General features: G+C 67.8%; 12 protein-coding genes and 1 pseudogene. 9 read left to right on the top strand and 4 right to left on the bottom strand.

Annotated elements, in window-relative coordinates:
- Positions 1-14: 14 nt before the first annotated feature.
- The 5 genes from ACWGO6_RS14930 to ACWGO6_RS14910 all read left to right on the top strand — a co-directional run bounded on the left by ACWGO6_RS14930 (position 15) and on the right by ACWGO6_RS14910 (position 11,780).
- The gene (locus tag ACWGO6_RS14930) at positions 15-4,718 is read left to right on the top strand and encodes a PKD domain-containing protein (RefSeq protein ID WP_452327093.1); all 4,704 of its coding nucleotides are present in this window, start codon (positions 15-17) and stop codon (positions 4,716-4,718) included.
- Positions 4,719-4,900: 182 nt separating this feature from the next.
- Positions 4,901-6,211: a hypothetical protein gene (locus ACWGO6_RS14925; RefSeq protein ID WP_452327092.1), complete on the top strand. Its 1,311-nt coding sequence runs from the start codon at positions 4,901-4,903 to the stop codon at positions 6,209-6,211.
- Positions 6,212-6,266: 55 nt separating this feature from the next.
- A complete protein-coding gene (locus ACWGO6_RS14920; RefSeq protein WP_136040981.1) occupies positions 6,267-7,619 on the top strand; it encodes a polysaccharide biosynthesis tyrosine autokinase in 1,353 nt (450 codons plus the stop codon).
- 281 nt (positions 7,620-7,900) lie between these two features.
- Positions 7,901-10,435, top strand: coding sequence for a right-handed parallel beta-helix repeat-containing protein (locus ACWGO6_RS14915; RefSeq protein WP_452327091.1), 2,535 nt, complete (start codon positions 7,901-7,903; stop codon positions 10,433-10,435).
- 10 nt (positions 10,436-10,445) lie between these two features.
- Positions 10,446-11,780 carry a lipopolysaccharide biosynthesis protein gene (locus ACWGO6_RS14910; protein WP_452327090.1) on the top strand — a complete coding sequence of 445 codons (1,335 nt, stop codon included), beginning with the start codon at positions 10,446-10,448 and terminating at the stop codon, positions 11,778-11,780.
- A gap of 27 nt (positions 11,781-11,807) precedes the next feature.
- Here the strand turns inward: ACWGO6_RS14910 and ACWGO6_RS14905 are convergent, their stop codons facing one another.
- The 3 genes from ACWGO6_RS14905 to ACWGO6_RS14895 are packed head-to-tail and all read right to left on the bottom strand — an operon-like array spanning position 11,808 to position 15,668.
- A complete protein-coding gene (locus tag ACWGO6_RS14905) occupies positions 11,808-12,908 on the bottom strand; it encodes a glycosyltransferase family 4 protein (protein ID WP_452327089.1) in 1,101 nt (366 codons plus the stop codon).
- Positions 12,909-12,940: 32 nt separating this feature from the next.
- Positions 12,941-14,137, bottom strand: coding sequence for a DUF1972 domain-containing protein (locus ACWGO6_RS14900; RefSeq protein WP_136040978.1), 1,197 nt, complete (start codon positions 14,135-14,137; stop codon positions 12,941-12,943).
- A 4-nt stretch (positions 14,138-14,141) separates the two neighbouring features.
- Positions 14,142-15,668, bottom strand: coding sequence for a sugar transferase (locus ACWGO6_RS14895; RefSeq protein WP_136040977.1), 1,527 nt, complete (start codon positions 15,666-15,668; stop codon positions 14,142-14,144).
- Between the two features lie 350 nt (positions 15,669-16,018).
- On the opposite strand from ACWGO6_RS14895, the gene ACWGO6_RS14890 reads away from it, so the two are divergent.
- From ACWGO6_RS14890 to ACWGO6_RS14875, 4 genes are all read left to right on the top strand, one after another.
- On the top strand, positions 16,019-17,161 hold the full coding sequence (locus ACWGO6_RS14890) for a low temperature requirement protein A (protein ID WP_452327150.1): 1,143 nt from the start codon (positions 16,019-16,021) through the stop codon (positions 17,159-17,161).
- Positions 17,162-17,240: 79 nt separating this feature from the next.
- Positions 17,241-18,209, top strand: a complete 969-nt coding sequence (locus ACWGO6_RS14885; protein WP_452327088.1) for an intradiol ring-cleavage dioxygenase — start codon at positions 17,241-17,243, stop codon at positions 18,207-18,209.
- Positions 18,210-18,412: 203 nt separating this feature from the next.
- The gene (locus tag ACWGO6_RS14880) at positions 18,413-18,697 is read left to right on the top strand and encodes a hypothetical protein (RefSeq protein ID WP_136040975.1); all 285 of its coding nucleotides are present in this window, start codon (positions 18,413-18,415) and stop codon (positions 18,695-18,697) included.
- Positions 18,698-18,843: 146 nt separating this feature from the next.
- Positions 18,844-19,962 (top strand): fatty acid desaturase family protein, encoded by a 1,119-nt coding sequence (locus ACWGO6_RS14875; RefSeq protein ID WP_452327149.1) that lies wholly within the window; start codon positions 18,844-18,846, stop codon positions 19,960-19,962.
- 86 nt (positions 19,963-20,048) lie between these two features.
- Here ACWGO6_RS14875 and ACWGO6_RS14870 read toward each other — a convergent pair.
- A pseudogene (locus ACWGO6_RS14870) lies at positions 20,049-20,323 on the bottom strand (cell division initiation protein); the annotation flags it as partial.

The raw sequence follows: 20,323 nt of genomic DNA, 5'->3' as shown, positions 1-20,323 counted from the left end.
CTGGGGAGTCACTAATGGGGAACACAACAACCACGAGGCGGGCGCTGGGAGCGCTGGCCTCCGTCGTGACAGCAGCGTTGCTGGTCGCGGGGATGACGACGCTGGGGGCACAGTCGGCTTCGGCCGCAGACGTGTCGCCGCCGCCGCTTCTGCAGCGCGACGAGAACGTCGTGACGTCGGATCCGATTCCGACGGTGCAGATCGACAACGGCTACGTCTGGTCGCAGACCGTGATCGGGTCGACCGTGTACGCGGTGGGCAAGTTCGACAATGCGCGTGCGCCTCTGGCGGTGCCGGGGACGAGCTTGACCGCGCGGTCCAACGTGCTCGCCTACGACATCAACACGGGACAGCTGCTGTCGTTCGCTCCGCAGGTCAACGGTGTGATCAAAGCGGTCGCGGCCTCGCCCGACGGCAGCCGCATCTACATCGGCGGCTCGTTCAACTCGGTGAACGGGCAGGCCCGCTGGAACTTCGCGGCTCTGGACGCGGTGACCGGTCAGCTGGTGCCCGGGTTCAACCCGTCGATCGGCGGCAGCGGTGTCTATGCCATGGCCACGTCCGGGTCCAGTGTCTACGTCGGAGGCCTGTTCACGCAGGGTAACGGCACGGCGCGCAAGAACCTCGCGGCGTTCAACGCCGCCAACGGCGCACTGCTGGGCTGGGCACCGCAGACCGACCTCCAGGTCGATGCGATGGTCATGGACCCCGCAGGCCAGAATGTCATCGCGGCCGGCCGCTTCTCGCAGGTCAACGGCGATCTGACGATGCGCGGCGCTGTTGCCCTCGACAAGTCGTCCGGTGCCGTCGACACCTCCTGGGCGCTGCCGCAGACCGTCAAGAACGGCTCGAACACGGGCGCGAGCTCGGGCAAGGCCGGCATCTTCGGGCTCGCCGCCGACTCCACCGCCGTCTTCGGGACCGGGTGGGTCTACGCCAGCGCCGACGTGGGCAACCTCGAAGGCACGTTCGCGGCTGAGGCCGGGACCGGCCAGGTGCGCTGGATCTCGGACTGCCTCGGCGACCACTACGGCGTGTACTCCACCGGCAAGGTCGTCTACACGACGAGCCACACCCACGCCTGCAGCACGCAGGGCATGCACCCGGAGCAGAACCCGCGCACGCACCGCTACTCCGAGGCGTACACGGCGGATGCCCGCGGAACCCTGGGCAATCAGCCCGCGGCGGGAAGCACCTACAAGAACTGGGCCGGTACTCCGGCGCCGTCCGCGTACGCCTGGACGCCCGACTGGGCTGTCGGCGTCACGACGGGCATGGGACAGGCCGGCCTCTCCATCACCGGAGCCGGCAACATGATCTCCATCGGCGGAGAGTTCCGGTCCGTGAACAACGGACGCTTCGAGGGCCTCGTGCGCTTCTCCACGACGCCGCCGGCCGGAGCGAAGGACGGCCCTCGGGTGTCCGGAGCGAACTGGACCGCCACGGCGCAGTCCTTCATCCCCGGGCGCGTGCGCGTCGCGATCCCGGCCAACTGGGATCGTGACGACCTGAAGCTCACGTATGAGCTGCGCCGCACGGGTACCGCGACGCCGGTCGCCACGACGATCGCCGACGGCACCTGGTGGAACCGTCCCACGATCAGCCTCGAAGACAAGACGGCGCCCCCGGGAACGCAACAGGAGTACACCGTCGTCGCGAGGGACGGCAACGGGAACGCGGTGAGCAGCCAGGCCGTGAGCGTGGCGGTGACGGCAGGAGCCGCCTCCGAATACGTCGATGCGGTCACCGCCGACGCCCCGCAGCTCTACTACCCGCTGGGCAATGCCGCACAGGACTGGGCGGGAACGAACACGCCGGTCTTCGGTTCGGGTGTCACGACGTCCACGTCCGGTGTCGAGAACACCGCGACGGGAGCATCGACCTTCACCGGCACGTCGTCAGGGCGGGTCGCGACCACGAACCGAGCAGCCGCTTCGGCCGAGTTCTCGACCGAGGTGTGGTTCAAGACCAACACCACCAACGGCGGAAAGCTGCTCGGCTACGGGAGCGCAGCATCGGGGGACTCCACCAGCTACGACCGTCACCTCTACATGACCAACAACGGTCGGCTCGTCTTCGGCGCCTATGACGGGAACACGCGGACGATCCAGAACAGCACGGCGCTGAACGACAACGACTGGCACCATGCTGTGGCGACGCAGAGCGCAGCCGGGATGAAGCTGTTCATCGACGGCACGCTCGTCGCATCCGACGCCTCCGCCACCACCGCGGAGAACTACCTCGGGTACTGGCGCATCGGCGGGGACAACCTGACCAGCTGGCCCTCGGCGCCGAGCTCCAAGTACTTCAAGGGAGCGCTCGACGAGGTCGCGGTCTACCCGTACGCACTGACCGCCGCTCAGGTGCAGACGCACTACGGCGTCGGCAAGGGCTTCGAGGCCCCGACCGCCTCCTTCACGGCGACCGCGACGGACCTCGATGTGGCCTTCGACGCGAGCGCTTCCGCTCCGGCCGGCTCGGCTACGATCACCGGCTACAAGTGGGACTTCGGTGACGAGTCTCCGACGGCCTCCGGGGCGACGGCGTCGCACACGTACTCGGCCTCCGGAACCTACACGGCGAAGCTCACGGTCACGGACAGCAACGGGCTGGCCGCGACGACGGAGAAGCAGGTCGTGGTCCAGGCGGCGAACGTGCTGCCGACGGCGTCCTTCGAGGTCACCGGCACGGGATTGTCGGTCTCGGCGGATGCCTCCGCATCCACGGATTCCGACGGCACCATCGCCTCGTACGCATGGAACTGGGGCGACGGGACCACATCGAGCGGTCAGGTCGCCAGCCATGTGTACGCCACGGCGGGCACGCGCACGGTGACCCTGACCGTCACCGACAACCGTGGCGGCACCGCGTCGACCACGCGTCAGGCCGTCACCACTCACGCCGACCCTGTTGCGACGTTCACGTCGACGGCTTCGGGTATGACGGTGAACGTCTCCGCCGCGGGGTCGAGTGCCTCCGACGGAGCCACACTCTCCTATTCCTGGAACTGGGGTGACGGCACTCCCGCCGGATCGGGAGCCACCGCCGGCCACACCTACAGCCAGGCGGGCGCGCACGACATCACTCTGACGGTCACCGACAGCCTCGGCGGGACGGCGAGCGTCACCAAGACCGTCACGACGCAGGCTCAGGTGTTCGCGGCGTCCGATTCCTTCGGCCGTGTGGTCTCGAGCGGCTGGGGAGCAGCCGATGCGGGTGGCACCTGGGCGCCGATGAGCGGTTCCGCTGCTGTCACCTCCGTCGCCGACGGAGTGGGCAAGATCACTCTCGCCCCGGGCGAGACGCGCGAGATGCTCCTGCAGGGGACGTCTCTCCTCGACACCTCGGCGCGCATCAGCTACACGCTGTCCGCCGGGCCGTCGACAGGGGTCGCCTACGAGGGGCTCGGCGCGCGGCGCTCCGGTTCGAACGGCTATCGCGCTCTCGCGTGGCATCGCGCTGACGGGGGCACGTGGCTCGTGATCCAGCGCAACGGCACGGCGATCGCCAGCACTGCGGTCGCGGGGCTCACCTGGACCGCCGGCAGCACGTTCAACCTGGCGATGGAGACGACCGGTTCGTCGACCACGACCATCCGCGCCAAGCTGTGGGCGGGAGGTGCCGCAGAACCCGCCGGCTGGCAGCTGTCGACGACCGACGCGACCGCGGCCCTGCAGGTCGCCGGAGCGCCGACGGTGTACTCGTACCGTTCCGGTACGGGCACCGGGAGCAACCTCGCGAGCTTCGACAACTTCACGCTGAAGAACCTCGGGGCCCCAGCGCCGGAGCCCGAGCCCGAACCCGAGCCCACCAACGTGGCGCCGACGGCTGCCTTCTCCGCCACCGCGGCGGCACTGACGGTCAACGTCGACGGCAACGCCTCGACCGACTCGGACGGCACCATCGCCTCCTACGCCTGGAACTTCGGCGACGGGACGACGGGGTCGGGAGCGACCAGCTCTCGCACCTACACCGCAGCCGGTACCTACACGGTGACGCTCACGGTGACCGACAACAAGGGGGCGACGCACACCGCCACCAAGCAGGTCACGGTCGCCGCGGCTCCCGTCGACCCGGACCCGGAACCCGAGCCCGAGCCCGCCCCGCTGGCCGGTGACGAGTTCGACCGGACCTCCGGTCCCGGGTGGGGCAGCGCAGCTGTCGGGGGTGCCTGGTCGATCGCCGGTGGCTCGCAGGCGGCGGCCACCGTCGCCGACGGACAGGGAAAGATGGCCCTGATCGCCGGGGACACGCGGCACGCCACGCTGAACACCACGTCCATCACCGACGCCGTGCTCCAGACGCAGTTCCGCGTCGATCAGGCACCGGCGACCGGCGGCGCCTACGTGGGTGTCATCGCGCGTCAGTCGGCCGCAGGCAAGTATCTGGTGCGTGCGTGGCTCCGTCCTGACGGGACGATCTGGCTCGTGGCCCATCGCGAAGGCACCGTGCTGCTGGCGCAGCCCGTGGCGGGGCTCGCCTTCTCGGCGAACACCTCGTACACGCTGAAGGTCTCCGTCACCGGCGCATCGCCGACGGCGATCTCGGCGAAGATCTGGGCGACGGGCGGCACAGAGCCGGCCAACTGGCAGCTCAACACCACGGATGCGACGCCGTTGCAGGCGGCCGGGCCGGTCGGACTGAGCGGCAATCGCTCGGGGAACGCGACGGCGGCACTCGGCGTCTCCTTCGACTCGTTCCGGGTGACCGCCCCGTAGCAGCATCAGGCGACGCATGTGAGGTGCGTTCCCGGACGCCGGCATCCCGAGCCGGCGTCCGAGGGCGTGCCTCACTCGCCGTTGCCCGCTGACGTGTTACACATTGATCATGCCGCAGCCGGCGGGAGGGGAGGCTCATGAGATTCGTTGAGCGCAACCACCCCCGAGTAGGATCCTGACGCATGGCCACTGCTGTTCCGATCGTGCTCCTCGCAGTCGGAGGTCTCGCCGCACTGGCCCTCGTCGTCCTGGTTCTCCGGATGATGCCCCGAGCGGCGTTCGCCGTCTGGGCGTGCGTGCTCTTCTTTGTCCCCCTCTGGGTGGGGGTGAACATCAGCTTCTACTGGGCCGCGATCACTCTCCTCACGGCGCTGCTGATCGTCGTCAACTGGTCGATCGTGCCGTTGCGGGCGGCCGACGCCTGGGTCGCGGTGTTCATCGTCGTCATCGTCGGCCTGTACGCCTTCGGCTCGGTGGACCTCGCTTCTCTCGTCGCCGCACTGCTCGAATGGGTCATCCCGTACATCTGGGGCCGGGTGGTGCTCGCCCGGGTCGGAACCGCGTGGGTGACCTCGACGATCGCTGTCGTCGCCGTCATCGCCGCGGCGCTCGCCGTCGTGGAGTTCTTCACGTCGTTCAACCCGTTCGTGCTCATCCCGGGGTCCGGGGTCGTCTACGACACCTGGAGCCCGTTGCAGGAACGCGGGGGAGTGCTGAGAGCGGAAGGAGCATTCGGACACTCGATCGCGCTCGGCGCGGCCCTGGCGATGTCGTCGGCCTTCGTCGTCGCGACCCGGTGGCGACTCCTCCCGAAGATCAGCGGGGTGGTGATCATCGCGGTGGCGACGGTCCTCACCTTCAGCCGCGTGGGTCTGCTCACGCTCGTGCTCACGCTCGTCCTGTCCACGTTCCTGATCGTCGGCGTCTCCACCCGCTTCCGGGTGACGGTCGCCGTGGCCGGCGCGATCGGAACGGCCATCGTCATCCCCATCATCGACACCGTCTTCGGAGCAGCCGGGGAAGAGGCGGGCGGGAGCGCGGACTATCGGACCGATCTGCTCGTGCTCCTCGAACAGGTGCAGGTCTTCGGCAACCCGGGCGACTGGCATTCCCTCGTCTCGGGCGACTACTACCTCGGCTACTTCGCCCGATCCGTCGACAACGCGCTCGTCCTCACCCTGCTCCGGTACGGGTACGTGCCGACCTTCCTCATCATGGCCGCGGTCGTCTGCGCTGCGTGGACGGCGCTGAGGCGTTCGACGCGAAGCCCGGCCGCGCTCGCGGTCGTCGGGCAGCTCCCGAGCCTGGTGGTCGTGGCCCTCATCACGCAGTACAGCATGTTCCTCTGGTTCTGCGTCGGTCTCGCCATCACCTGGGCCAGAGACGCGGCCAGGCTCGGGGGGACAGACGAGGAAGTCGCGGGCATCGACATCGGTGCCTCGGAGGGGATGCGACTGCCGAGCAGTGCCCGGCCGTCGCATCCACAATCGTGAGGCTGGCGAAACGTTGACTCATCTAGAATCGAAATCTCAGGGGGAATGGGGAACCATGGGCGAGAGCCGGGTCAGTCTGCGCGTCATCGCGAGTTCGCTGCGCAAGTTCTGGTGGCTGATCGTGCTGACCGCTGTTCTCGGCGCAGCGGGGTCGTACGGATATGCGTCCCTGCAGACGCCGCTCTTCCAGGCGACGACCTCTCTGTACTTCGCTCTCAATCAGGGAACCAGTGCCTCCGATCTCAACCAGGGGTCGGTGTACACGCAGAGCCAGATGCTGTCCTTCGCTCAGCTCGCCACCAGCTCGCGGGTGCTCGAGCCCGTCATCGAAGAGCTCGACCTCGACACCACTCCGCGCGCCCTGGCCCGCGACATCGAAGTCTCGATCCCGCAGAGCACGGTCACGCTCCGGGTGACCGGAATCGCGGACGACGCGGAAGCTTCGGCCGATCTGGCGAACGCCGTCGCAGACCAGCTGATCGTCGCCGTCAAAGACGTGGCTCCCAAGGATCCGCAGGGCGAGTCCACGATCACAGCCCAGGTCATCGACGACGCGGTCGTGCCGGAGTTCCAGTTCACACCGAGCAAGCCTCGTGATGCCCTTCTCGGCGGCTTCCTCGGCGGAGTACTCGGCCTGGCCGTCGCCATCCTGATCGGGGTGCTCGACACCCGAGTGCGCAACGAGGAGACGCTAACGCAGGCAGGAGGCGACCCCGTGCTGGGCGTCGTCTCGAAGTCCGCGCTGCTGGCGACGCGCGGCATCGCCGTCGCGCAGGAGCCGCTCGGACACACGTCGGAGGAGTTCCGACGCATCCGCTCCGCGCTCGCCTACGCGAATGTGTCGTCGCGCGTGAAGGTGCTCCTGGTCACCTCGGGCATGCCGGCCGAGGGGAAGTCGACGGTATCGGTGAACCTGGCCATGACGCTCGCAGGCCTCCGCAACTCCGTGCTGCTGATCGATGCCGACATGCGCCGTCCACGAGCGCACGAGCACGCCGGCATCGACGGCTCTATCGGTCTCACGAGTGTTCTGCTGGACGAGGTCGAGTTCGAGGTGGCCAAGCACAGCGTCGCCGACAGCACTCTGGACATCCTCCCCGCCGGCACGGTGCCGCCCAATCCCGCCGAGCTGCTCACGTCGTCGCGCATGGCGCAGCTGCTCGATTTCGCCGCGGCGGAGTACGACTACGTGGTCATCGACTCTCCTCCGACGTTGAGCGTCGCTGACGCGAACCTCTTCGCCACTCAGACCGACGGCGTCATCCTCGTCGTGGATGCGACCAAGACGCGCCGCGCTGCGCTGACGAAGAGCATCAAGTCACTGGAATCCGGCGGCGCGCGCATCCTCGGAACGGTGCTGAACAGGGCTCGCCCCGATCGGCATCGCAGCGAGTACTACAGCGATTGACCGCGGAGCACGGTCCACGCCATCATGGCGTGTATATCGGTCGGAAGGCGCGGTCCGTTTGTCTTTGCCTCCCGAGCCGGTTACTCTTCATGAGTTGCGAGGGGGACTCGCACTTCACCGCCGGGGTGTAAACAGCGGCGAGGTGCTGGTTGATCGTAGAACCTGCCCCAGAAAACGGTGACATCATGTCCTTTCCGTTCCTTGTGCTCCCCCCTTCTCGGGGGACCTCCTCTCGGCTCCGACAGCGCCCCCGGCGGGCGGTCGCGGGTGCTCTCGCCGCCGTGCTGGGGGTCACCGCCGCGCTGACGTCGGTGCCGGCGTCCGCTTCGGCAGACGTCTCCCCGGCAGCGGCGCGCCCTGCAGCGGCGGCTCCGGCTCCCGTCATCGACGACAACATGGACCGCACCGTCGGTGCCGGATGGGGTTCGTCGGCCGTCGGCGCGTGGCGCGTCGTCGAAGGCTCCTCCAGCGTCACGGGAGATGTGGCGCTGCTCGCCAGCCGCAAGCCGGGGATCACGGCCCGTGCGAGCGTCGCCGGCGTCTCTGCTGCCGACGTCGACAGCCGATTCTCGCTCTCCATCCCGAAGCTCCCCGTCGGCGGGCCGCTCTATCTGGCCCAGGCGGTCCGCGTCTCCGGCAAGGATTCGTACGCGGTGCGGGTGCGCGTCCATCCTGATGGCTCGGCCTACGTGTCCGTCGTGCGACTCACCGACCTCACCGGAGTGCAGAACCTCGCTGAGCGCCGCCTGCCGCTGACCGTGAAGAGTGGAACCTCGCTCGACGTGGCGCTTCGCGTGACCGGTACCAACCCGGTCGCCCTCTCGGCGAAGGCGTGGGTCTCCGGTACCGCGGAGCCGACGGCGTGGCAGGTGTCGCACACGGATGCCTCCTCCACCCGCATCCAGAAGCCCGGTGGCTACGCCTTCGCGCTCTATACCTCTTCCGGGGCGAAGTCGGCGGTGCCCGTCGGTATCGATGACATCCGCGCCACCGCCGTCGCTGCTCCGGCTCCTGCGCCGACCCCGACCCCGAAACCGACGCCTGCCCCGGCCCCCGCTCCGGCCCCCGCTCCGGATCCCGCTCCGGCTCCCGCTCCGGTCCCTGCTCCGGCACCGGCACCGGCCACGCCGGCAGGCGTGCGTGGCGAACCGGGCGCACGAGTCCCCGGCTCCCTCTCCTACGAGGCTCCGGCGACGGCGATCTATGCCGCGCCCTCGGGATCGGACGGCGCTGCCGGCACCAAGAACTCACCGGTCAAGACGATCGGCGCCGCGCTGCGTCTGGTCCCGAACGGCGGCACCATTGTTCTGCGTGGGGGCACCTATCACGAGCAGGTCGTGATCCCGCCGCAGAAGAAGGTCACCATCCAGCCGGCGTCGAACGAGGCGGTCTGGCTCGACGGGGCGAAGTCGGTCACCGGGTGGAAGGCATCAGGAAGCACCTGGGTGGTCGACGGCTGGACGACCAAGCTCGACTCCAGCCCGACCTACGTCAAGGGTGCCCCCGACTACACCCAGGCCGACTGGCGCTTCATCGACCCGGCGCGTCCCATGGCCGCTCATCCGGACCAGGTCTGGGTGGCAGGCGTGCAGCTGAGCGAGGTCGCCACCGCAGCGCAGGTGAAGGCGGGGACGTTCTACGTCGATGACGCGGCGAAGCGACTCGTGATCGGCACGAACCCCACGGGTAAGACGGTCGAGGCGGGCGTGCTCTCGCAGGCCCTCTCGATCCGTTCGGTCGGGTCGGAGATCCGGGGGATCGGTGTCCGTCGATACGCCACCTCCGTTCCCGAGATGGGCACGGTGATCGCGGCGGCTGCCGACGTGTCGCTCACGGATGTGACGATCCGCGACAACTCCACGACCGGCTTCTACTCGTGGTCTCCGCGCACCACCCTGACCCGGGTGTCGTTGATCGGCAACGGACTGCTGGGTGGCGGCGCCTCCCAGGCCGACGGGCTCAAGGTGACGCAGATGCTCTCCACGGGCAACAACTCGGAGGGCTTCAACCACTCTCCGGTGTCGGGTGCATTCAAGGTCACGCGAACGCAGAAGGTGACCGTGACGGACAGCGCGTTCACCGGGAACAAGGGGCGCGGACCGTGGTTCGACGAGTCGGTCCTCGACATCGCCTTCACCGGTAACGACGTGATCGGCAACACCGGTCACGGCCTGATGGTCGAACTGTCCGAACGTGCGGTGGTCGCCGACAACATCATCGCCCGGAACGGAGACTTCGGCCTCTTCGTGCTCAACTCCGGCAATGTGAAGATCTGGAACAACACGTTCGTCGGGAACGCGAACCGCAACATCAGCATCGGGCAGGACTCGCGCCGCGCGTCCGACCCGAACGCCGCGGGGCACGACCCCCGCACGCGGTACGCGCCGCTGGCGCCCTGGATCGTTCGGAACACCGTGGTGTCGAACAATGTCATGGCGGAGAGCGCCGGCAACTGTCTCGTGTGCGTGCAGGACTTCTCGCTGGTGTTCACCGGTGCACAGATGGTGTCGAGTATCGACGGCAACCTCTACCACCGCGCAGCGCCGGGCACTCCGCGATGGTTCTCGGCATGGTCCCGGGGCGCGGTGTCGAGGGACCCGGCGGTCACCGATACGCTCGCGGCCTTCACCGCAGCGACCGGGCACGATCGTCGGTCGCAGTTCATCGAAGGCCCGAGCATCGTCGGTTCCGGGTACGCGCTGCTGACCCCCCGGACGCCGGGTCAGGCATCGGGGGCGGTGCCCGTACCGGCGGATGTGGCCTCGGTATCGCGACTCCCCGCCAACAGCGCGACACTGGGGGCCCAGCAGCGGTGACGATGTAGGTATGGGTTCACTTCTCGCTGTCGGCGCCCGCGCGCTGACGATGGTCATCGCGCTTGTCTGTGGCGTTCTCACGACGCGCATGATCATCGGCGGCGCGGGCGTCGACAGCTTCGCCCTCTACACCTTGCTGATCACGATCCCCTCGCTGCTGACGTTCACCGACCTCGGCAGCGGGGCGGTCCTGGTCAACGCCGTCGCGACGAGCGACGATGTGCGCACGGACGAGAAGCTGAGGTATCAGCTCACCTCCGTCGGCCGGGTCCTGCTCCTGTTCGCGGGGAGTGCGATGGCGATCAACACCGTCCTCGTGCTCACCGGCGCGTGGGAGGTCGTCTTCGGAGAGGCCGGCGGACGCCCGGGGGCGTCACTCGCGGCGTTCTACTGCGTGACGATCTTCTGCCTCGGGATTCCGCTCGGCGTCTGGGCGCGCATCATGCTGGGCCAGCGCCGCAATCACGTCGTGATCCTCCTCCAGGGATTGATCTCGCCGCTGACGATGGTGGGCGTGTGGTTGATCCTCACCCTGGGCGGAGAGAACCTGCACTCGTTCGTCGCGATCGCATCCTTCGCGGCGTCCTTCCTCGTCTCGGTGCTGGGCATCCTGATCACGGCACGCACGACCTCACCCCTCATCCCGGCGGCTGCCCGAATGGTCCTGCGTCCGCGGCGCTTCCCCGGCGTGCGCGTGATGGATGTCGGCTGGCCGATGCTGGCGCAGATGGTGACGTATCCGATCGCCGTGGGTTCTCAGCGCTACGTGATCGCTCAGCTCGGAGGGCCGACGGACGTCGCCGAGTACGGAGTGGCCGGACAGGTCTTCTTCGCTCTCAACGGGCTGGTGATGGCCGGTGGTCTGGCACTCTGGCCGCATTTCGCCCGCAAGCGCCACGACGGCGGTCTCCAGCGCGGTCCGTTCCTGCTCTCCGCGCTGTTCGCCACCGCCATCGCGGTCGCGACGTTCGTGGTCTGGCTGGTCGGGCCGTGGCTCTTCGGCTTCATCACACAGGGTGAGCTGACAGTGCGTCCGAGCACCATCTTCGCCTTCGGCCTCATGATCATGATGACCGCGGCCGTGTACCCGCTGGGGATGTTCATCATGGACAAGCCCGGCATCCGCTTCCAGGTGATCCCCACGCTGAGCATGGCGGCCGTGGGCATCGGCCTCTCGTTCGTCCTCACCCCCGTGCTCGGCATCGCCGGACCCCTGATCGGCGTGGCGTTCGCGTTGCTGGTGTGCCAGCTGATCCCGTTCTCGATCTACATCGTGCGTCACAAGACGCGGCTCACGGCCGGCAGTCAGGAGTCGGTGCCGCAGCCGAGCGACGACGTCGCGTAGACGGGCGTCCGCGTGCGGCGGCCGGGCTCAACGCAGGACGTGAGCGGTGATGCTCGAGCGGTACACATCGGGGGCGTGGCGGCGGAGCGCCTCGGCGCGGCTGTCGGCGACGGTGGAGACCATCTCGTTCCAGCGCGCATGGATGTCGGTCAGCGCGGTGGCGATCGACTCTGCGTCGCCGGCGGTGACCAGCTGGGCGGTGGCGTATCCACCTGCTGCCTCTCGGAGTCCGCTGCTGTCGCTCGCGATCACGGGCCGGAGAGCGAGGATGCCCTCGACGGCCGTGTTCCCGAACGGCTCGTCGACGCGTGAGGGGACGACGAGGACATCCGCTTCGGCGAGGAACGGCCAGATCTCGGAATGGAACCCGGCGAAGTCGACGGGCACGCCCGCCGCTGTGGCCTGTTCTCGAAGGTCACGCTCGAACCACTCGTACCCTTCGAAGACCGCGCCGAGAAGGGTGACGTCGACGGCCCGTCCCGCGGTGTGCAGCGCTGAGGCGGCCTCGATGACGAGGTCGGGCCCCTTTCGCGGCGACAGCCGGCCGATGTAGAGCACGCGAAGCGCGCGTTCGATGCGCGGACGGGGCGAGATCGGATGCGGAGGAGAGGCGACGCCGTTGTAGACCACGTGCGCACGTCGCGCGAGGATCGGCAACGCGGCGCGGATCGTGTCGAGGCTGAACCGGCTGTTCACGATCGTGCGCTCAGAGGCGAGATGCGGTGAGTAGAGGATGCCGTTCACGAGCCTGTTTCCGGACGCCTCGGCTTCATGTACGTGACTCACCGAGCGGGTGCGGCGCAGCCGGGCGATCAGCGGCCACTGGGGGATGATGATCGTCGAGACGTACACGGCGTCGGGCCGAATCCGCCCGATCAGCCGCCACGCGGCACCGAGGCCGCGGAAGGTGTCGCGGAAGAGGCGGGGCAGCCCGCGCGGGGTCAGCAGGACCTTTCGCAGGACGAGCATCGGGATGATGACCACCTCGGCACCGGCCGCGCGGAGCTCCGGGACGAGCAGGCCCGAACTCGGCAGTGCGACCACGACCCGGGCGCCCGCTTGGACCAGGCCGATCGCGCTCTCGAGCAGCATCCGGTCCGAACCGAACATCTCCGCGCCGGGGTGCACGAGAAGGACCGTGCGCCCTTTTCCGCCGCCGCTCATCGCGTTGCCGGATCGGCAGGAGCGGGGGACCAGTCGGTGGTGCGCCGCCGCGCTCGTCGCGCCGATCGATGGATGCTCGATCCCTCCGCGAGCCTGTGTGCGAGGGCCTCGTACTCATCCGCGACATCGTCCCAACGGAACCGGGTGCGCGCGATCTCCTGCACGATCTTCCCTCGTGAGGCGGTCAGGTCCGGGTCGGCCTCCGCGGCGAGAACCTGAGCGGCGACGTCGGCGGCATCGGTGAAGAACCATCCGTTGCCGTCGAGCACTTCGCGGTTGAAGGGCACATCGAAGCCGATCACCGCTGTTCCAGCACCCATGGCGCGCAGGAGCGAAGGGTTCGTGCCACCGACGGAATGACCGTGCAGGTACGTCATCGCGTTCGCATAGAGGGCATCGAGCAGCTCCTGGTCGTACACGCCGCCGACGAGTCTGATCCGTTCGTCGCCCTCGGCAACGCGCTGGATCTCCTGGGTGTACCCGGCGCTGTACGGCGCCGACCCGACGACGACGAGCGGGAGCTTCGCGTCGCTGTCGCGGTAGCCCTCGACGATCTCGAGTACGTGGTTCTCGGGCTCGAACCGGGCCACGACGAGGTGGTAGCCGCCCGAGGTGAGCCCCATCTCAGCGACGCCGCGTTCCGGCAGCTCCTCGAGGATCGGGGCGCCGTAGCGGATCATCTCCGTCGGGACGTCGAACTGATGGCGGTAGTAGTCCGCGATTCCCGGTGCGTCCGCGATCAGGGCGTCGGCGGTCCGGACGCCGAACTGCTCGGCCCACCGGTAGTAGGCCCTGCCGCGCGGGCCCCACTTCGAACGGCGCCATTCGAGGCCGTCCATGTGCAGGGCGACGGGGGCCCGGCGCAGACGGAGCAGCGGGAGGAAGGGGGAGTTGGCGGCGTTGAACACGAAGGTCGCGTCCGGGCGCCGCCGAAAGCACAGGTGAAGTGCCGAGAGCCCGGTGTGACTGAGCGTCTCGATCTGTTTCACCGGGACGGCGGGAAGGTGCACGACCTTCATGCCGAGGTACTCCTTCTCCCGATGCTCCGATCCGCGCGTGTAGACGACGACGTCGTGACCGCGATCCGCGAGACGGCGGCCGACTTCCTCAACCGCCGTCTCGAAGCCGCCGTACGCCGCAGGCACTCCTCGGGTCCCCACCATCGCGATGGTGAGGCGTTTCGAATTGCTCATCCGATCAGTATGCCCCGCTGGGCTGCACCATGACCTTGGCAGTTCGCCACATGATCTGCAGGTCATTCATCACGGACCAGTTCTCCACGTAACGCAGGTCGAGGCGCACGCTCTCGTCCCACGAGAGGTCGCTGCGGCCCGAGACCTGCCACAGACCGGTGATCCCCGGCTTGATGTAGAGGCGGCGGAAAACCGTGCCGTCGTAGGCGGTGACCTCGCTGGGCAGCGGCGGACGGGGCCCGACGACGCTCATGTCGCCCACGAGCACGTTCCAGAACTGCGGCAGCTCGTCGAGCGAGAGCTTGCGCAGCACGCGACCGATGCGGGTGACGCGCGGGTCGTCCTTCATCTTGAAGAGGAGGCCGGCGCCCTCGTTCTGCGCCTTGAGCGCGGCGAGCTGCTGCTCGGCGTCGGTCTTCATGGAGCGGAACTTGACCATCTTGAACCGGCGACCATCACGGCCGACCCGCTCCTGGAAGAAGAAGACCGGACCCGGCGAGTCCAGCTTGATCAGCAGCGCGAGCACGGGGGCGAGCAGACCGATCGGGATCAGCGCCAGCGTGGCGACGGCGACGTCCAGTGCCCGCTTGAGCAGGTGCTGGCCACCTTCGTATGTCGGAATCTGCACCTGGATCAGCGGCAGGCCTTCGACCGGTGCGAAAGAGATGCGCGGACCCGCGACATCGGTGAGGCGGCTGGAGAGCACGAGCTCGGCAGCGGTCCCTTCGAGCTGCCAGCTCAACTGCTTCACGAACTCCGGCTCACCCTCGGGTCGGCTCGCCACGATGATCGTGTCTGCGCCGACTTCGGCGGCGATCGACGACACGGAGTTCACGTTCCCCAGAACCGGGAACCGCGTGTCGTCGATCACGATGTCGCGCGCGTTGCCGTCGAGCAGCGTCGCGCCGACCACCTGGTACCCGGATGCGCCGATCGGGTGCAGCGTCCGGACCACATACTCCACGTCGTCCCTGTTGCCGACGACGAGGGTGCGGGAGGCGAACCTCCCCTGGGAGCGCTGCGTCTGCAGCCAGTGGCGCCACAGCCACCTGGTCACCAGAAGCGTCAGCACACCGACGGGCAGCCCCAGCAGCAGCGTCAGTTGCATCGACTTCCATGCGAGCAGGACCGCCACGATGGCGATGATCCCGAATGCGAGTCCGGTGGCGTGCACGACGCCGCGGTACTCGGTGGCGCTGGCGCGGAACAACGCGGCGTCCCGCGTGTGCATCGCGCTGAGCATGAGGTACCACAGCGCGGCGAGCGGAATGCCGTCGCGCAGGACCTCTGCCCCGGAGACACCGGTGACCAGCTGGATCGCTGCCGTCAGACCGAGCGCGAACAGGATGACGGCCGCATCCGTGATCCGCAACCGCATCCGATAGCGACGCTCCCACTGACGGCGCCGTTCCAGAGTCGCCGAAGCGCGCGGTGTGACCACCGTGCGCGTCACCGACTTGGTGGCTCGCGGAGCCGCGACCGGCACGAAGGCCGTACGAGTGATGCTCAGAGCATCCTCGACGGAAGTCATGCCGAGGCCCCTTGAGCCGTGAATGTACGCAAAAATCCCCAGTGCGACATGTGTTTCCCCAGTTTCCCCAGACCATGAACCCCACGTTCACGGCATCGTCTGCGTCCCGACCCCTCGGGTCCTGCTGAAACTCCCCGTGATTCCCACATCACGGAGTGCGTTCTCACCGTCCCACACGGTGATCGCTGACAGCAGGCACTGCAGACTTTCTTACTGTAGCGGAAGCTCCCTATGAATCGGAAGTATTTCTTACGAATGGATGAACTCGGCTTCCGAACGGGTGCCGCGCGAGCGCTATTCTGTGGCGGGTGACCGCCGATTCCGTCGCCTCGCGCTTCCAGCTCCGCACGATGTCGCCTCGCGATCCCTCGCAGCCGCATCGCACCGCGAGCACCCTCGAGCTGTTCTTCGACCTGGTCTTCGTGGTCGCGGTGAGCATCGCCTCCGCAGAGCTGCATCACGCGCTCGCCCACGCGGACTTCGTGCACGGCATCACCTCCTACGCGATGGTGTTCTTCGCGATCTGGTGGGCGTGGATGAACTTCACCTGGTTCGCCACCTCGTTCGACACCGATGACTGGCTCTACCGCGTGACGACGTTCGTGCAGATGGGAGGTGTCCTGGTACTCGCGGCCGGTGTTCCCCGCGCCTTCGAGGACGGGGACTTCACCGTCCCGGTCCTCGGTTACGTCGTGATGCGTGTCGCGATGGTGGCGCAGTGGTTGCGTGCCTCGCGCTCGGCAGGGCCGCTGCGTTCGGCGACACGACGGTACGCCTTCGGGATCGCTGCGGTGCAGGTGCTGTGGATCCTGTTCCTGCTCATCCCGAGCGGCCCTCTGCAGCTGGTCGCCTTCGTCGTGTTCGCGCTCATCGAGATCGGTGTCCCGGTGTTCGCGGAGCGCCGCCGACAGACCCCGTGGCACCCGCACCACATCACAGAGCGATACGGGCTGTTCACGCTGATCGTTCTCGGTGAGAGTCTGCTGGCGTCGGCCAACGCCATCATCGACGCGCTCGACGAGGTCGACTCCCTCGGCCCGCTGATCGCGATCGCGGTGCTCACCCTCGTGGTGACGGCGTCGCTCTGGTGGATCTACTTCTGGCCGCCGCATCACCGTGCGATCACGACCTTCCGGCGCTCGCTCCGCTACGGCTACAGCCACTACTTCGTGTTCGCGGCCGCCGCGGCCTTCTCGGCGGGTATCGAAGTCGAGATCGACGTCCTGACGGGAGCCAGCCATCTGTCCATGGTCGCCGCCTCCTTCACGGTCACCATCCCCATCGCGATCTTCCTCATCGGCATCTGGTGGATAGCCATCCGCGAGAACGCCGACCGCGTCGTGAACACGGTGGTCCCGCTGGGTGCACTGCTGGTGCTGCTGGATCCCGTGCTCCCCATCCCCGTGACCCTGACCGCCGTGATCCTCGCCGGCATCGTCGTCGTCCTGGTGCTCCGGCCCCCGGTGGTGCGCGAGGACATCATCAATACATAGGCCGAGCAAAGGCCCCTGATCAGCTGCTCGGGAACCATGGTGGTCAACCACCACCGGTCCACTCGCGAGGAGCACGATCATGCGCATTCCCGAACCCACCCAGACCCCCGACGGCCCCGCATACGAGGGACGCCTGCTCGACCGCGTCGACGAGGAGGTGGTCGATCAGGGCGCCGCGTTCGACATCCGCACGCTGATGAGCAGACGGGGCGTCCTCGGTCTCGCCGGCATCGGCCTCGGGGCCGTCGTGCTCGCGGCCTGCGCGCCCACGGCCTCGGGTGGCTCCTCGAGCGCGTCGACGCCGTCCGCGTCCGCCGACGGCAGCGACGCCACGGCGAGCGTGGCGGAGATTCCCGACGAGACGGCCGGACCCTATCCGGGTGACGGGTCCAACGGTCCAGACGTACTCGAGGACTCGGGCATCGTCCGTCGGGACATCCGCTCGTCGATCGATGGCGCGGCGACCGCGGACGGGGTGCCGCTCACCTTCGAGCTGCAGATCCTCGACCTGGCCAACGGGGGCATGCCCTTCGCCGGAGTCGCGGTCTATGCCTGGCACTGCACCGCCCAGGGCGAGTACTCGATGTACTCCTCCGGCCTGGAAGACGTCACGTATCTGCGAGGCGTGCAGGTGGCGGACGCCGACGGCACCGTGTCGTTCACGTCGGTCTTCCCCGGCTGCTACTCCGGCCGCTGGCCCCACATCCACTTCGAGATCTATCCGGATGTGGCGTCGATCACCGATTCGTCGACCGCGATCGCCACGTCGCAGCTCGCGCTGCCGGAGACGGCCTGCACGGACGTGTACGCGGAGGCGGCGTACGACGGATCCGCGCGGAACCTCGGGCAGATCACGCTCGCGAGCGACAACGTGTTCGGCGATGACTCCGGTGCCCTCCAGATCGCGACGGTCAGCGGGGGAGTCTCGGCGGGATACACCGCCACGCTGACGGTCGGCGTCGACACGACGACGGCACCCACCGCAGGCGGTGCACCCGGAGGTGGTGCGGGAGGACCGGGAAGCGGTGGGCAGCCGCCGGCGAACTGAGGGTGGCACTGCGGGATCCGAGCCCGAGAATCCGATCTGCTATGCTGATGATGCAACGTGTGTGCTCGCCCCCTCTCGGCCGCCACGTCGCCACTGATCAGGGCCATCACGGACCGCGCACATCGATGCGTGCGGATTCCGCCCTCGATCTCACATCTTGCGGAGCGCCGATGCGTGTCCGCCACACAGCAATGAGCATCACCATGAGTATGACCACCTTTCCTCCGTCGGATCCGTTGACCTGGAAGCAGGCCGACGCCGACGTGCACGTCGCGACCCGTGCCGGCGAATTCGCCGGGTTCGTCGAGTTCGACGGCGCCACGCACCTCGTGCGCGACAACCACGGCACCGAGCTCGGCACGTTCGACGCCCTCGACGACGCGTTCCGCGCGCTCGAAGAGGCGCACGAGCCCGCGGGGCCGGGGCCCGCCTTCGCCCCGATCCTTCCGCGGGCATGGCGTCGGATGACGCGCCGCGCTCGCGCCTGAAACGAGGCTTCACGCACACCGGGAGCAGTCCGTCAAGGGGTGCGGATGTATTCCCGTAGGCGCATGGGGCCGGGGCTACTGTGAGGTAAGCGTTGGGCAATCGCCTTGGGCTTTCACAGCTCAAGGGCTCCGATCGTCAGGAGAAGATCATCTCCATCACACAGATCGAACCGACCGCGGCAACGCTGGGTCCGATTCGTCAGACGTATTCCGGCAACGCGGATTTCCCGCCCATGGCCAAGGCATACAAGCAGGTTTCGCAGGTGGTCAAGGAGACAGGACTCCTCGGCCGCACGCAGTGGTTCTACGTCTTCGTGGCCGCCGGCATCGCGGTCGCCCTCGGCGGCCTCATCACCGGTTTCATCCTGCTCGGCGACAGCTGGTTCCAGCTGCTCATCGCCGCCGGCCTCGGCATCGTCCTGACGCAGATCGCCTTCCTCGGACATGAGGCCGCGCACCGTCAGATCCTCACCACGGGTCCGGCGAACTTCAAGCTCGCCCGCATCGTGATCGCCAGCATCGGCATGAGCTACTCGTGGTGGGACTCGAAGCACACCAAACATCACGGCAACCCGAATCAGGTCGGCAAGGACCCCGATATCGAGGTCGACACGATCTCCTTCCTCGAAGAAGACGCCGCGAAGGCGAAGGGGCTCATCAAGCTCATCACCCGCAAGCAGGGCTGGCTTTTCTTCCCGCTGCTCACGCTCGAGGGATTGAACCTCCACTTCCTCGGTCTGAAATATCTCCTGACGACGAAGAACGTCAAGGGACGCTGGACCGAGCTGAGCATCATCGCGCTGCGGTTCGCCCTCATCCTCGTGCCCGTGTTCATGATGCTTCCGCTCGGAATGGCGTTCGCCTTCATGGGCGTGCAGTTCGCGGTGTTCGGCGTCTACATGGGCGCCGCGTTCGCTCCGAACCACAAGGGCATGCCGATCATCGAGCCGGGCGCTCGTCTCGACTTCTTCACCAAGCAGGTCCGCACCTCTCGCAACATCAGCGGCGGATGGTGGACGACCTGGCTCATGGGCGGCCTCAACTACCAGGTCGAGCACCACCTCTTCCCGAGCATGCCTCGGCCGCACCTGGCGAAGGCGCGCGAGATCGTGCGCGATTACTGCGCAGCGAACGACGTGCCGTACACGGAGACCAGCCTCGGTCGCTCGTACATGATCGTGATCGAGTACCTGAACCGTGTCGGACTCTCCGCCGGCGCCGACCCCTTCGACTGCCCCGCAGTGGCGCAGTTCGGTCGGCCGTAGCCCACAGACATCACCGGGCCCGATCAGTCCGGGAACGACAGAGGCGCGAGCAGGAATCCCTGCTCGCGCCTCTGTCGTTCGCGCGTCTACTTGGAGGACTTCTTCTTGGTCTCCACCACGTCGATCGTGATCTTCTCGAGCGGGCGGTCGTCATCGAGTTCGTCTTCGAGCACCTCATCGCCGAGGAAGGTCTCCTCCGGCGTCTCGTCGGCGACGGCCTCAGCGGGGGCCGGGGCGACCGGTGCGTCCGCTCCGGTGAACTCCGCCGGCAGCGAGTCGTCGGAGAAGATGCCGTCGGGGCGGATGAGTTCCTTGACCTCGGCCATGAAGCTCGACAGCTGCTGCTGCTGCCACCGCAGCT

This window comes from Microbacterium sp. NPDC055665, assembly GCF_053618035.1.
The sequence above is the reverse complement of the archived record's forward strand: the minus strand, read 5'-3'. Positions and strand labels throughout refer to the sequence as shown.

Bases quoted from the DNA above. Each gene is read 5' to 3' on its own strand.
- ACWGO6_RS14930 (WP_452327093.1), top strand. From the start codon at position 15: ATGGGGAACACAACAACCACGAGGCGGGCGCTGGGAGCGCTGGCCTCC.
- ACWGO6_RS14925 (WP_452327092.1), top strand. From the start codon at position 4,901: ATGGCCACTGCTGTTCCGATCGTGCTCCTCGCAGTCGGAGGTCTCGCC.
- ACWGO6_RS14920 (WP_136040981.1), top strand. From the start codon at position 6,267: ATGGGCGAGAGCCGGGTCAGTCTGCGCGTCATCGCGAGTTCGCTGCGC.
- ACWGO6_RS14910 (WP_452327090.1), top strand. From the start codon at position 10,446: ATGGGTTCACTTCTCGCTGTCGGCGCCCGCGCGCTGACGATGGTCATC.
- ACWGO6_RS14900 (WP_136040978.1), bottom strand. From the start codon at position 14,137: ATGAGCAATTCGAAACGCCTCACCATCGCGATGGTGGGGACCCGAGGA.
- ACWGO6_RS14895 (WP_136040977.1), bottom strand. From the start codon at position 15,668: ATGACTTCCGTCGAGGATGCTCTGAGCATCACTCGTACGGCCTTCGTG.
- ACWGO6_RS14890 (WP_452327150.1), top strand. From the start codon at position 16,019: ATGTCGCCTCGCGATCCCTCGCAGCCGCATCGCACCGCGAGCACCCTC.
- ACWGO6_RS14885 (WP_452327088.1), top strand. From the start codon at position 17,241: ATGCGCATTCCCGAACCCACCCAGACCCCCGACGGCCCCGCATACGAG.
- ACWGO6_RS14880 (WP_136040975.1), top strand. From the start codon at position 18,413: ATGAGTATGACCACCTTTCCTCCGTCGGATCCGTTGACCTGGAAGCAG.